We start from the raw sequence: 13542 nt of genomic DNA, 5'->3' as shown, positions 1-13542 counted from the left end.
CGCGTCGGAACGAAAGCACCGGAAATCCGATGATCCGATATCGAAACGTGGCGCGGCACTGATCCGCAGAGCGAGAGCCGGACGGGTGTGTCCGTGTAGAACATGCAGATCATTTCAAGCGACCCGCAAGCAATCGCTAGCGATGGGGATCCTCGGGTCGCGACGGTGCGTCGCGAGGCGGTGATCGCCGTTGTTCCCGAACCCGGCGGTGGCGTAGGCGGGAATCCGCAACATTCTGCCAGCCGGACGGACGCATTGCCAAACCGGCGTGTCGTGTCCCGGCCTGGCGTCATCTTTCGAGGGTAGGTCGCTGGAATTACCAGGGAGTAAGCAGAAACTCGCAGTTCGGCTGCCGTATCCGGTGAGCTGTCACATCGGCAGCGGATCGGCAGCGGTGAGCTCCGGGGCGGGCATCATATCGGCAACTGCCTGGCGTGTGTCCGAGCGTACCCATACCGTTTCGAGTCCGCCGGAGGTCAGCCGCACCCGCCAAGCGGCCGCTGCGCCGGGATGATCGGTGCGCCGGTGCATACCGCGGCTCTCCGTGCGCGCGAGCGCACTGTATTTGGTCCAGCGCGCCACCGCCAGTAGCGCCGCCGCCTGTCTGGCCCGCAACCGTTGCACGCCGAAGCCGCCGAGGTCGAATTCGGCGCCCGGCCACATGGCATCGAGTTCACCGATGCTGTCGCGCAAACTCCCGGCGCTGCGCCAGTAGCTGCGCCGCAATGGCAACGTGTGCTCCTGGACCAGCCCGACCACTGCGCGCGGATCGATGCGAGCCACCGGATTCAGTCCCGCACCGGCCACCTCGCGCACCGGACCGGTCACGCCGCGCCCACGTGCGAATCGCGCGGCGCCCTTTCCCGCCCATACGCCCGAGGCGATGGCCCATGCTCCGCCCTGACCGCCGAAGCCGCCGACCGCGCCGGTTATCGGCTCGCGCGTCATCACATCACCCGCGCCGTAGAGTCCGGCCACCGTGGTCGCGCAGTCCGTCCCGGCGATGCACAACCCACCGGTCCCGCGGACCGTGCCCTCGAGCACCGCGCGCAACGGCACCCGGCGGGTATGGTCGACCAATCCCTGTCTGGACAGCCAGCGCCGGACCGGGTACGGCACATCGTCCAAGGCCGCGTAGATCCGATGGCCATCGGCGATCGCGTTGAATGCCGCGGAGCGATGCCCGGTGATCTCCGTGCCGGATTCGTCGTAGAGCGTTGCGAAATGCAGAGCAAGCCCGGGAGCGAAGGCGCTGTCGCGGGAGACAGCCGGTGCGAGACCGTAGGCGCTGGAGAATTCCATGCCCGACAGTCGCGCGCCCGCCTCGGCGGCCAGCAGCAGTCCGTCGCCGGTATCCACATCGGTGCCCGCACCGCCGGAGAGGAAGGCGCAGCCGCCGGTGGCGACGACGACGGCCCCGGCCCGGATGGTCCATGGCCGAAAGCCGTTGTGCCGCTGCACACCGACCGCACCGGCGACCACACCGTCACGATCGACGAGCAGTTGCAGCCCGGGATGATGATCGAGAATGCGCACCCCGGCTTCGAGCAGGCCGCGGCGCAATCGGAGCAGATAGCCCGCGCCGTCCAGGCATACGCGCAATGACGTGCCACCGTTGGCCTCACCCGGAAACCGATAACCCCAGGCCACCAACTGTTCGACCCGCCGGTGCGTCTCGTCGAGCACCCGCAGCATCCACTCCGGTTCGGCGAGCCCGCCGCCGTGCGCATATGCGCGGCGCACCGCCTCATCCCGCGCGGCGCCCGGTGGGATATTCCACAGCGAAGTCGTCCCGGCGGCGGTCGGCCCGCTCGCACCACAGCGGCTCTTGTCGACGAGCGCAACCCGTGCGCCCGCGGCGGCGGCCGAGATGGCGGCCCAGGTCCCGGCGGGACCACCGCCGAGCACGAGCACATCCGTCTCGAAATCCGTCACAAAAGAAATGTTCGGCCACAATTCACGCGGCCGCAACCATTACAGATTTATCAGCTCCACCACTGCGTCCACAGCAATATCGCGGCGACAATAAAAACGACCACCGATCCGGAAAAAGCTGCCAACCCGCGATGTCGATCCGAAAAAAGCTGTGCGCCGAGGCCGATCGCCGAGGTGACCACATGCCAGGTCACCGATTCGCCGCCGGGTCCGGGAAAGCCACGCCGAGCAGCGATTACCGCAGTACCCACAACGACCAGGGCCAGCACGAACATCCCACCGGCGACGATTCCGCTGAGTCCGCGCAGCACTCTCACGAGGCGATCACCGGCACGCCCGTCGCTTTGCCCGCGAGTTCCTCGAATTGCGCGGGATCGGTGGTGAATTCACCTAGCCGGATGGTTTTGTTGGATCCGTGATAGTCCGACGAACCGGTTGTGATGAGACCGAGTTCGGCAGCCAACTCCGTGAGCAGCGCGCGATCGGCCGCGGAATGATCCGGGTGATCGACTTCGAGCCCGCCGAGTCCGAGGGTGGCCAGTTCGCGAATATCGTCGATCGCCAGCAGCCGCCCGCGCTTACGCGCCCGGGTATGTGCCAGCACACTGACCCCGCCTGCGGTCGCGATCATTTCGACGGCCCGGCGCAGCGGCGTATCCGCCTTCTCCGCGTAGTAGCGGCCGTGCGGTGCCAGCAATTCGGTGAAGGCCGAGTCCACAGTCGGCACCACACCGGCGGCGACGAGCGCGCGTGCCAGATGCGGGCGCCCCGCCGATGGTCCGGCCGAAGCCAGCACCGCGTCCGGATCGATCGGTAGTCCGTCAGCGCGCATGCGCTCGGCCATGGCGCGCAACCGCTCGACCCGTTCGGCGCGCAAACGTTCCCGTTCGTCGGCGAAACTCCGGTCGGTCGGGTCGAAGAGGTATGCGAGCAGATGCACCGGGACCGGCCATCCGTCCTCACCGAGCCCGATACACGACATCTCTATGCCCCGCACCAGCGTCAATCCCTTCGGCAGCGCGTCGACCGCCGCGGCCCAGCCGGCGGTGGTGTCGTGGTCGGTGATCGCGACGACATCCAGACCGGCCGCCGCCGCGTTGCGGACGAGTTCGGCCGGGGTATCGGTGCCGTCGGACGCGGTCGAATGGGTATGCAGGTCGATGCGCACGCCTTCTTTCATACCGTGCGCTCGCAGGGCGCACGCACGCGCACGCGACGTAGCATCGGGCGGTGCCATCGATTCCGCCGCTACCGTCTTTCCGCAGCCAAGGCCGAGCGCGGACGCAACTGCCCCGTATCCCGGTCCCCACCGCGCGTGCGGTGGTCGACTGCGCCGTGTACGTCGACGGCAGGCGCCTGCCCGGCCACTTCAGCCATGCCGATGCGATGGCCGAGGTCAGCAATCGCGGAACCGGATTCGTATGGGTCGGACTGCACGACCCGGACGAGTACCAGATGGCCGATATCGCCAAGGTCTTCGACCTGCACCCGTTGGCCGTCGAGGACGTCATCCACGCTCATCAGCGGCCGAAGCTGGAACGCTACGACGACACCTTGTTTCTCGTCCTGCGCACCGTCAGCTACGTCCCGCACGAAATCCACTCGGTCAGTGAGATCGTCGAAACCGGCGACATCATGGTCTTCACCGGACCCAATTTCACGGTGACCGTCCGACACGGCGAGCACACCGGACTCGCCAGTGTCCGAAAAGAATTGGAGGATCACCCCGACCAGCTCATACTCGGTCCCGGCGCGGTGCTACACGCGGTCGCCGACCACGTTGTGGATTCCTATGTGGCGGTAGCGCAGTCGGTAGAGAACGATATCGACGAGATGGAAGAAGAGGTCTTCACGCCGCGCAGCACGGTGACCATCGAATCGATCTACCAGCTCAAGCGAGAGGTCGTGGAGCTGCGTCGCGCGGTGAATCCGCTCGGCACCGCGCTCGAGGCACTCGGCCGCAACACTGCAATGCCGTTGCCCAAAGAGGTTCGGCGCTATCTGCGCGATGTCGGCGATCACCACACCGCGGTGGCCGAGCGGATCAACGATTTCGACGAGGCCCTCAGCGCACTGATCACCGCGGCGCTCGCCAAGGTCGGTGTCCAGCAGAACACTGATATGCGCAAGATCTCTGCGTGGGTCGCGATCGCGGCGGTGCCAACAATGATCGCCGGGATCTACGGGATGAATTTCGAGCATATGCCGGAGCTGAAACAGATCTGGGGCTATCCGGCCGTATTGCTGCTCATCGCGACCATCTGCACCGGCCTGTATGTCAACTTCCACCGCAACAACTGGCTCTGAGATCTACAGCGACGCAGCGCCTCTCGCCGGATCGTGCACATCGATTCCGGCCTCCGCCCACGCATCACGCAATGCCTGCGCACCACGCACCCGCACCCAGGCCGCCTCGGTCGCGGTCACCGGAACCACCGCGAAATACCGCACCGGTTCGGCAGGTTCGGGCAGCGCGACCTCGGGAATATCGCTCTGTCCCAACAACACCGCGGTGAACGGCGCGTCGCGCCACATCGGCTCGCCCAAATCGAGCAGCGCATCCGCCTGCAGCACAACACCTTCCACGGCGGGCGCCGCGACGAGTACACCGAGGGTGCGGGCGAGTCCGGAACTCGGGCCGACCCCGGCACGCAGCGTCAGCACCAGTTCGGCGCGCGGCCCGCGCACCGGATCGGCATGCAGGTCACCGGGATCGCCCATGGGATGACGTGATCCGCCGAGGGTCACGTAGTGCACCAGCTCCTCGCCCGAAATGCGCAGGATCTCGATGGGCTCGAGACCGAGGAAGGTCACCGACGCGGAGTCGACACCCGTCGAGGCGGCACCGAAGTGATCCAGCACCTCGGCGCGGACCTTGTCCACAACCTCCATGCGCTCAGATCGCCAACCGCGCCAGCATGTCCCGAGCCTGCTCGGCCGACTTCGGGTCGCACAGCACGTCATAGCGGCCCGCCACCAACTGCATGGTGGAGGCGAAATCGCGCTGCCCCCTGGTCGCCGCGTACGGGATGGAGGTGGAGATGACGCCGAAGATGATGCCGCCGACCAGGCCGACCAGCACCGGCGCGAACCCGCCGCTTGTGGTGAACAAGCTCAGTAGCAGGCCGAGGAACAGGCCGAGCCACGCGCCCGAAACGACCCCGCCGCCGATCACCTTGCCCCAGGTCAGTCGGTACAACACGCGCTCGACCTGCATCAGGTCCACGCCGACGATAGTCACGTCTTGCACGGGAAACTGGTTGTCGGCCAGGAAATCGACGGCCTTCTGAGCCTCGGCATAGGTCGGATACGAGCCGACCGGCCAGCCCGATGGCGGCGTCGGCAAGCCCTGGCGCGCGCGATTCGAGTTCCCCAAGGGATTCGTCATATCTCTATTCTGCTATTCCGAGCCGGAGTTCGGGGATGTGAAACGCGTGGTCCCCGTCTCTGCGGACCTCAGCATCCCCGCAGCTCTGCCCTTATCAGCGATTACCTGAGCCATCTTGGCGCTCGCCTCATCGATCATTTCGTCGCCGAGCATTACCGCGCCGCGCGCACCGCCCTTTTCGGAGGTGTGGAAGGCGTAGGCATCCAGAATCAACTCGGCGCGATCGTAATCGGCCTGGCGCGGACTGAAAATTTCGTTCGCGGCCTCGATCTGTCCGGGATGCAGCACCCATTTGCCGTCGAAACCGAGTGCGGCGGTGCGCCCCGCCGCCCTGCGGAATCCATCGATATCCCGAATTTGCAGGTAGGGGCCATCGATTGCCTGCAGGCCGTGCGCACGGGCGGCGAGCAGGATGGTCATCAGAATGTGGTGGTAGGCATCGCCGGTGTCATAGCCCTGCGGCTGTTCACCGACCACCAGCGTGCGCATATTGATACTGGCCATGAAGTCGGCCGGACCGAAGACCAGGGTCTGCACCCGCGGGCTCGCGGTGGCGATCTCATCTATATTGCGCAACCCCATGGCGTTCTCGATCTGCGGTTCGATACCGATCCGTCCGACCTCGAGCCCGCTGACCTTCTCCAATTGGGTGAGCAGCAAGTCCAGCGCCTGCACCTGACCGGCGTCGGTCACCTTCGGCAGCAGAATCGCGTCCAGTGCCGCACCCGCGCCCTCGACCACGGTGATCACATCGGCGTAGGTCCACTGGGTGGTCCAATCGTTGACCCGCACCACCCGCAGTTGCTCACCCCAGCCGGTGTCGTTCAGCGCGGCCACGATATTCGCGCGGGCCTCGGCCTTCGCGGCGGGTGCGACCGCATCCTCCAAATCGAGAAAGACCTCGTCGACCGGCAAGCCCTTGGCCTTATCGATCATCTTCTTGCTGCTACCGGGGCAGGCGAGCACCGAGCGGCGCGGCTTCATGATCACTCCCGTCGATCGTGGCATGGTGCGAGTACCGGTCCGCGAACCCTCTAACCTGACAGCCATGGCAGCAACCAGGGTGTACGTCGCCAGGCTGGCCGGACTGGTGGTACTCGGCCCGGACGGCGAGTCTATCGGCCGCATCCGGGACGTCGTCGTGGCCATCCGCTACGACCGCCAGCAACCAAGGGTGCACGGTCTGGTCGTCGAATTGCCGTCCCGGCGCCGGATTTTCGTGCCCATGCTGCGGGTGACCACGATCGAACCCGGTGTTGTCGCGCTCAATACCGGCACGGTGAGCCTGCGGCGCTTCACCCAGCGTCCCGGTGAGATGCTCGCCCTGGCGCAGATCGTGGATTCTTCGGTGCGCGTCGCTGATCCGGATCTGCCGGATCTGGCGGATGTAGATGTGCTCGTTGTCGATCTGGGTATCGAACAAAGCCGGACCAGGGACTGGCGGGTGACCAGGGTCGCGGTCCGCGGACATCGCAGGCTCGGCCGCCGACGGACCGTGCACGTGGTGGACTGGATGCAGGTCAGCGGGCTGACGCCGTACGAGATCGGCAGGCCGGGTCAGGACGTCACCCAACTGCTCGAGCAGTTCGAGGGCCTGCGCCCCGCCGATGTCGCGCATATGCTGCGCGAACTCCCGGAGAAGCGGCGCATTGAGGTGGCGATCGCGCTCGACGACGAGCGACTCGCGGATGTCGTGCAGGAACTTCCCGACGACGACCAGGTCGATCTGCTCGGCCACCTCGAGGTGCGCCGGGCCGCCGACGTGCTCGAGGCGATGGATCCCGACGACGCCGCAGACCTGCTCGGCGAACTGCCGACCGGCGAGCGGGAATCGCTGCTGGCACTGATGGATCCGGAGGAGTCCGAACCGGTCCGCAGGCTGCTCGAGCACTCCCCCGATACCGCCGGTGGTCTGATGACGCCGAAACCGGTGGTCTTGACCCCGGCCACCACCGTCGCCGAAGCGCTCGCCCGGGTGCGCAATCCGGATCTGACACCCGCGCTGGCCACCATGGTGTTCGTGGTGCGGCCGCCGACCGCGACGCCGACCGGCCGCTTCCTCGGCTCGGTGCATTTGCAGCGACTGCTGCGCGAACCCCCGGCACACCTGGTCGGCGGCATTCTCGATACCGATCTGTCGCCGCTGCGCCCCGATGCCCCGCTCGGTGCGGTGACCCGCTATTTCGCGACTTACAACCTGGTTTGCGGTGCGGTGGTGGACGAGGAGAACCACCTGCTCGGCGCGGTCAGTGTGGACGACGTACTCGACCATCTACTACCGGAGGATTGGCGTGAGCAGGAAGATACGGGCCACGACGCGGTCGTCGGCCACGAGGGGGTAGTCGATGCCGAGTGAGAAGAATCCGGCGCGCCAGCGGCTGGAAACGCCGCTGGAATACCGGTTCCGCTTCGACTACGACGCCGAGGCTCTGGCCCGTTCCAGCGAGCGGGTCGCCCGATTCCTCGGCACCGGACGCTATTTGGCGATCCAGACGATTGTGGTGATCGTCTGGATCCTGCTGAACGTCTTCGTAATCGCGCTGCGCTGGGATCCGTATCCGTTCATCCTGCTCAACCTCGCGTTTTCCACCCAGGCCGCATATGCCGCGCCGCTGATCCTGTTAGCCCAGAACAGACAAGACAACCGGGACCGAGTGTCGTTGGAGGAGGACCGAACTCGGGCCGCCCAGACCAAGGCCGATACCGAATTCCTCGCCCGCGAACTCGCGGCGCTGCGGATCGCGGTCGGCGAGGTTGCTACGCGTGACTATTTGCGCCGGGAGTTGGAGGAAATGCGAGAGGTGCTGGACCGGATCGAGGCCGCGCAGTCACCGGATTCCGAGTCGAGCTCCGATAGACCGCCGAAGGCCAATCGCAAGAAAAGCTCCGGCAGAAAGCCGGGCACAGTTCAGGTTTCACCGCCAGTTGCTGACGATTGACAGGAAATGCTCAACAAGCTTGTGACCCACGGGTAACCTGGACGACGTTGTCCCGAGCGGACGGGCGGGGGATGTCCCGGACAGGCGCTCTCACGACGTAGAGGATTGGTGTGGCCGAATGCGAATCTCTGCTCCGATAACCGTCTCGGCGCTGGTCGTGGCTGGTCTTGTGGCCACCGGCTCGGGTACCAATGCCACCCAATCCACCACTCCCGATACCGCCCCCGAGGCATTGCTCGCGGCGTCGACCGGCCCGGATGTCGCCGACGGAACATCCGGCAACACCAGCGAGGCCGCATTGTCCCGGACAGTTGGTCTCCTTCCGGTAACACCCGAGGCCCCCCGCAAACTTCGAGCAATGACTCCGCTTGCCGATGGCACGCCGCTGTTCGCGGGTTCGGTGCCGCTGCATGACATCGCCCTGCCCGCCACCGGTGGCGCGCTCGGCATCCCGGAAATCGTGCTCGCGGCATATCGCAACGCCGAGCTCGCGCTGGAATCCTCGATGCCCGGCTGCGGTCTGTCGTGGAGCCTGCTGGCCGGGATCGGGCGGATCGAATCGTTGCACGCGGGCGGCGGACGCACCGATGCGGCGGGCACCACCGTGACGCCGATTTTCGGACCCGCGCTGGACGGCTCGCTACCGGGCAACGAGGTGATCAAGGCGGCCGACGGCAGTGCGGTGCGCGCGATCGGGCCGATGCAGTTCCTGCCCGGCACCTGGAGCCGGTACGCCGCCGACGGCAACGGTGACGGCATCACCGATCCACACAATGTCTTCGACGCCTCGCTCGCCGCGGGCAAGTACCTGTGCTCGGGCGGGTTGAACCTGCGCGATCCGCAGCAGGAACTGCGCGCGGTGCTGCGCTACAACAACTCCCTCGCCTACGCCGCCAATGTGCTGAGCTGGTCGGCGGCTTACCGCACCGGCGGCACCCCGAGCCAGGTGAGCATCTCGCCCGACCTCATCCCGCCGGGTACCGCGCCGATCACGGCGGGCCCGGATATGTTGGCCGCATCCTCGGCGGCACCGACGACCACAACCACCAAGCCCGAACTGCCGCCGAACACGGTGATCATCCCGACACCGACCGAGGTGATGATCACCATCCCCGGTCTGCCGCCGATCCCGTGTGGCATCTTCTGCCCGCGACCGGTACCCAAGCCGCCATGCGATCCGCAGCAGGTGGCCCCGGCGCAGCTGCCCGCACCCGATGATCCGGCACAGTCGCCCATCGCACCCGCGCAGACCTACGGTGCTGCGGAAAACGGCGAGCCGAAGGATCCTCAGCAGCAGAACCAGCAGCACCCGGATCAGCAGCAGCCGCAGCAGCAACCCGCCAATTGCACTCCCGCTCAACCGGATGCCGTCCAACCGGCGCCCGCACCGAATGCGCAGAATCCGGCGCAATCGCCGGGCGAAACACCGCAGAACACCCCGGAGAAGACACCGGAGCCCGGCGTGGCCGATGCACCGGAGCCGCCGCCGACCGAAGCCGCAACCCCGCCGCCGGCCGCCCCGGGCATCACGCTGCCATTCGGCATCGTGATCCCGCTGCCCGGGCCCGTACCGGCCCCGCAGGGCTGAGACCAGGGCTGATACCGAAGCGACGACGCCACACCGAGGCCCGATAACGAAGCAGTAACAAAAAGGTCTCGAATGCGGTACCCTCTACTTCGTCCATCACGAAGGGCTCGTTATCGAGTCAATTGGAGGGTCACCGCACAGTGGGGCGTCACCGAAAGCAGTCGCCTGCGACGATCAAGCGCAGCTCCGTTATCGCATTGACCGGATTGGTTCCCGCTGGACTGGTGGCTGTCGCCGCGTCCGCGGGCACCGGCGATCCGAGCGAATCGTCTGTCCTGCAACACATTCCGGGGGACGATCAAGAAAACCAGGCGGCGAGATTATCGGTCGCCGCGGAACCGGCGGCGACCGAATTCGTCGCGAACGCAATGGCAAAGCAGGCACCGAGCGCGCCGCCGATCGTGAAAACCGTTGCGCTGCCCGATGGTAGGCAACCGGCCGCACTGCCAGCCGGGCCGCTCGGCATTCCCGGCGTCGCCGTCGCGGCTTATCAGAACGCCGAAAACATACTCGCCGCCGAGAATCCGGTCTGCGGAATTCCGTGGTACATGCTCGCCGGTATCGGCCGGGTCGAATCGACGCACGCCTTCGGCGGTAAGGCCGATGCGGACGGCAATCCGCTGACACCGGTCTACGGTCCCGTGCTCGACGGGAGCCTCGCGGGCAACCACGTCATTCGCGATACCGACGGCGGCGCGCTGGACGGACTCAGCGGATACGACCGCGCGATCGGCCCGATGCAGTTCCTGCCGGAGACCTGGAAGCGCTACGGCGCCGACGGTAACGGCGACGGCATCGCCGATCCGCAGAATCTGTTCGACGCGGCACTGACCGCGGGCCGGTACCTGTGCGACGGCGGGCTGAATATGCGCGATCTCACCCAGCAGACCCGGGCGATCCTGCGCTACAACAACTCCATGGCCTATGTCGCCAATGTGATGGCGTGGGCCGGATCGTATGCCTCCGGCATCGCACCTAAGCCCGGGGACCTGCCGCGAATCTGAGACAACGTAAAATCGTGCCATGCCAGTGGTAACGGAAGCGGATGTGCGGGGAGCCCTCGCGAAGGTCGACGACCCGGAGATCCGCAAACCGATAACCGAACTGGGCATGGTGAAGAGCATCGCGATCGGTGCCGATAGCAATGTCCATATCGAGGTCTACCTGACGACGGCGGGCTGCCCGCTGCGCACCGAGATCACCCAGCGGGTCACCAAGGCGGTGGCCGATGTCGCGGGCGTCGGCGCGGTCACAGTGGACCTCGATGTGATGAGCGATGAGCAGCGCACCAGCCTGCGCAAGCAGTTGCGCGGGGACTCCGCCGACCCGGTTATCCCGTTCGCCCAGCCCGGTTCGCTCACCCGCGTGTACGCGGTGGCCTCTGGTAAGGGCGGCGTCGGAAAGTCCAGTGTCACGGTCAATCTCGCGGCCGCGATGGCCGCGCGCGGACTGTCCGTCGGAGTGCTCGACGCGGATATCTACGGCCACTCGATTCCACGGATGCTCGGTACCGACGCGCGCCCGACACAGGTCGAGCGGATGATCATGCCGCCGCAGTCGCACAATGTGAAGCTGATTTCCATCGCGCAGTTCACCCAGGGCAATACGCCGGTGGTGTGGCGCGGTCCGATGCTGCACCGGGCGCTGCAGCAGTTCCTCGCCGATGTGTTCTGGGGCGATCTCGATGTGCTGCTGCTGGATCTGCCGCCCGGCACCGGCGATGTCGCGATCTCCATCGCACAGCTGATTCCGAATGCGGAGATCCTGGTCGTCACCACCCCGCAGCCCGCGGCCGCCGAGGTCGCCGAGCGCGCCGGTGCGATCGCGCTGCAGACCCGGCAGCGGATCGCGGGCGTCATCGAGAATATGTCCTGGCTCGATCTGCCCGACGGCACCCGAATGGACCTCTACGGTTCCGGCGGCGGCCAATCCGTCGCCGAGCGCCTCACCCGTGCCGTCGGAGCGAATGTGCCACTGCTGGGCCAGATTCCGATCGAGCAGCGGCTGCGCGAGGCAGGCGACGAGGGCACCCCGATCGTATTGTGCGACCCGGAGAATCCGGCTGCCAAGGCGCTGCTCGACGTCGCCGACAAACTCGCGGTGCGACGTCGCGGACTCGCGGGCATGTCACTCGGAATCGACACGACCCGCCACCAATAACCACACGCCACACCCGCCGCTAGGGCGCTACCGATACTGACGACAAACCCGCTCTGCGGACTCGCGAGCATGCCACCCGGAATCGACACGACCCGCCACCAATAACCACACGCCACACCCGCCGCTAGGGCGCTACCGATACCGCCGACAAACCCGCAGTGCGACGCCGCGGACTCGCGGGTATGCCGCTCGGTATTGATAGGACGCGCCACCCGCAGCCGCGGGCCACCCGGTCCGGCACTCGGCCCGGGGATTCCGGAACCACGGTCAGCAGTAGCGGCGTCAGCACGAGAACGAACGCCGCCACGAACCAGAACAGCGCCCGCCAGCCGAAGCTGTCGACGAGTACGCCGCCCAGCAATGGACCCACGACGCCGGTGCACCCGACGCCGGTGCCGATCAGGGCGAGACCGATCGGAACATACTTGCAGCCTGCCATCGCGGGCGGCACATGTCGCCCCATGCCACATCTGCCATCGCACGCCGGGCAAGCCACGACGGGCCGCACGGTCACCACGGACCGCACTGGCGAACCCAGGCCCACACCGGTATCGCGAACAACGGCCTGCCATCGCGCGCCGCGCCGCCACGACGGGCCGCACAGTCACCATGGAGGGCACTCGTCACCGGCAGGCCCACACAGGCATCGCGGGCCACCCTGGCGGCTGGGTGAAGCTCACCTTCGCACGGTGTGGCCGCCCTGCGACGCTTTTCATAATCGCGGGTCCTTGTCGGCTGCAACAGCGCATTGCCGACTCCCGCAAAGGCGCAGTCCCGACCCCCGCAACAGCGCAGTCCCGACTCGGATGGACGGGGCGATCGCACAGGTCGGGCGGGCGACGACATGATCGCTCGCAATTCGAGGTCCATTTTTCGCGGGCGGGCGGATGTCAGGTGTCGGCGTGGGCCAATAAGCTCGGGGACATGCTCACGCTGCTGTTGTACGTGCTGATCGTCGGCTTGATCGCCGCGGTGCTGTTCCTACTCGCCAGTGCGGTCTTCGGGCGAGCTGAGGAACTCGGACCACTGCCCGAGGGAACAACGGCGACCGTGCTGCCCGCCGAGGGCATCAGCGGCGCGGATGTGCGCGCCCTGCGCTTCCAACAGGTGGTGCGTGGCTATAAGGCCGGTGAAGTCGATTGGGCACTTACCCGGCTCGCCGCCAGAATCGACGAGCTGCAGCTCCAACTGGCCGCAGCGCGCGGCACCCATGCCCCGGGCGTCCAGCTTCCGAAGCAGCCCCAGTCGAGCATGCCCCACCAGCAGCCCCAGGCCCCGACCGCGCAACCAAACGGCACGACCACCCAGCCCCAGGCCCCGACTGGCCAACCCCAGATCCCAACTGGCCAGCCCCAAGCACCGACCGCGCAACCTAACGGCACGACCACCCAGCCCCAGGCCCCGACTGGCCAGTCCCAGATACCGACTGTCCAGCCTCAGGTTCCGACTGTCCCGCCGAACGGCTCGGTTACCCCGCAAGCACCGACCGTCCAGCCACCTTCGGCCCCGCGGCAGCCACCGACCTTCCCCCC

General features: G+C 66.7%; 13 protein-coding genes and 1 pseudogene. 7 read left to right on the top strand and 7 right to left on the bottom strand.

Features of this window, described 5'->3' with window-relative positions; translation table 11 throughout:
- Positions 1–369: 369 nt before the first annotated feature.
- From ACIBJI_RS04100 to ACIBJI_RS04090, 3 genes are read right to left on the bottom strand one after another with little or no spacing between them, the layout of a single operon-like run.
- Positions 370–1935, bottom strand: a complete 1566-nt coding sequence (locus tag ACIBJI_RS04100) for an FAD-binding protein (protein ID WP_397082953.1) — start codon at positions 1933–1935, stop codon at positions 370–372.
- 50 nt (positions 1936–1985) lie between these two features.
- On the bottom strand, positions 1986–2252 hold the full coding sequence (locus ACIBJI_RS04095) for a hypothetical protein (RefSeq protein WP_364344315.1): 267 nt from the start codon (positions 2250–2252) through the stop codon (positions 1986–1988).
- Positions 2249–3103, bottom strand: coding sequence for a PHP domain-containing protein (locus ACIBJI_RS04090; protein ID WP_397082951.1), 855 nt, complete (start codon positions 3101–3103; stop codon positions 2249–2251). Before ACIBJI_RS04090 ends, ACIBJI_RS04095 begins: the two co-directional genes overlap by 4 nt.
- Positions 3104–3165: 62 nt before the next feature.
- Here ACIBJI_RS04090 and ACIBJI_RS04085 point away from each other — a divergent pair, with 62 nt between their 5' ends.
- On the top strand, positions 3166–4242 hold the full coding sequence (locus ACIBJI_RS04085) for a magnesium and cobalt transport protein CorA (RefSeq protein WP_364344321.1): 1077 nt from the start codon (positions 3166–3168) through the stop codon (positions 4240–4242).
- Between the two features lie 3 nt (positions 4243–4245).
- Here the strand turns inward: ACIBJI_RS04085 and ACIBJI_RS04080 are convergent, their stop codons facing one another.
- Genes ACIBJI_RS04080 through ACIBJI_RS04070 form a run of 3 tightly spaced genes read right to left on the bottom strand, consistent with a single transcriptional unit; the run spans position 4246 to position 6307 of the window.
- Complete coding sequence (locus ACIBJI_RS04080) at positions 4246–4827, bottom strand: suppressor of fused domain protein (protein ID WP_397082949.1); 582 nt, start codon at positions 4825–4827, stop codon at positions 4246–4248.
- A 4-nt stretch (positions 4828–4831) separates the two neighbouring features.
- Complete coding sequence (locus ACIBJI_RS04075) at positions 4832–5323, bottom strand: general stress protein (RefSeq protein WP_062993263.1); 492 nt, start codon at positions 5321–5323, stop codon at positions 4832–4834.
- A gap of 12 nt (positions 5324–5335) precedes the next feature.
- Positions 5336–6307: a CoA ester lyase gene (locus ACIBJI_RS04070; protein WP_364344328.1), complete on the bottom strand. Its 972-nt coding sequence runs from the start codon at positions 6305–6307 to the stop codon at positions 5336–5338.
- Positions 6308–6371: 64 nt separating this feature from the next.
- Here ACIBJI_RS04070 and ACIBJI_RS04065 point away from each other — a divergent pair, with 64 nt between their 5' ends.
- From ACIBJI_RS04065 to ACIBJI_RS04045, 5 genes are all read left to right on the top strand, one after another.
- The gene (locus ACIBJI_RS04065; protein WP_364344331.1) at positions 6372–7679 is read left to right on the top strand and encodes a magnesium transporter MgtE N-terminal domain-containing protein; all 1308 of its coding nucleotides are present in this window, start codon (positions 6372–6374) and stop codon (positions 7677–7679) included.
- Positions 7669–8262 carry a DUF1003 domain-containing protein gene (locus ACIBJI_RS04060; RefSeq protein ID WP_364344334.1) on the top strand — a complete coding sequence of 198 codons (594 nt, stop codon included), beginning with the start codon at positions 7669–7671 and terminating at the stop codon, positions 8260–8262. The genes ACIBJI_RS04065 and ACIBJI_RS04060 overlap by 11 nt, the downstream gene beginning before the upstream one ends.
- A gap of 118 nt (positions 8263–8380) precedes the next feature.
- Entirely contained in the window at positions 8381–9850 is a 1470-nt protein-coding gene (locus ACIBJI_RS04055; RefSeq protein WP_364344337.1) for a lytic murein transglycosylase, read from the top strand.
- Between the two features lie 140 nt (positions 9851–9990).
- Positions 9991–10854 carry a lytic murein transglycosylase gene (locus ACIBJI_RS04050; RefSeq protein WP_364344340.1) on the top strand — a complete coding sequence of 288 codons (864 nt, stop codon included), beginning with the start codon at positions 9991–9993 and terminating at the stop codon, positions 10852–10854.
- 19 nt (positions 10855–10873) lie between these two features.
- The gene (locus tag ACIBJI_RS04045; protein ID WP_364344343.1) at positions 10874–12010 is read left to right on the top strand and encodes an Mrp/NBP35 family ATP-binding protein; all 1137 of its coding nucleotides are present in this window, start codon (positions 10874–10876) and stop codon (positions 12008–12010) included.
- A gap of 124 nt (positions 12011–12134) precedes the next feature.
- Here ACIBJI_RS04045 and ACIBJI_RS04040 read toward each other — a convergent pair whose 3' ends face one another.
- Positions 12135–12449: an MFS transporter gene (locus ACIBJI_RS04040; RefSeq protein ID WP_364344346.1), complete on the bottom strand. Its 315-nt coding sequence runs from the start codon at positions 12447–12449 to the stop codon at positions 12135–12137.
- 485 nt (positions 12450–12934) lie between these two features.
- Between ACIBJI_RS04040 and ACIBJI_RS04035 the strand changes: the two are divergent.
- Positions 12935–13213, top strand: a pseudogene (locus tag ACIBJI_RS04035) (DivIVA domain-containing protein); the annotation flags it as partial.
- Between the last annotated feature and the right edge of the window lie 329 nt (positions 13214–13542).

This window comes from Nocardia sp. NPDC050408 (assembly GCF_044458905.1).
In the GTDB taxonomy this organism is placed as follows: domain Bacteria; phylum Actinomycetota; class Actinomycetes; order Mycobacteriales; family Mycobacteriaceae; genus Nocardia.
The sequence above is the reverse complement of the archived record's forward strand: the minus strand, read 5'-3'. Positions and strand labels throughout refer to the sequence as shown.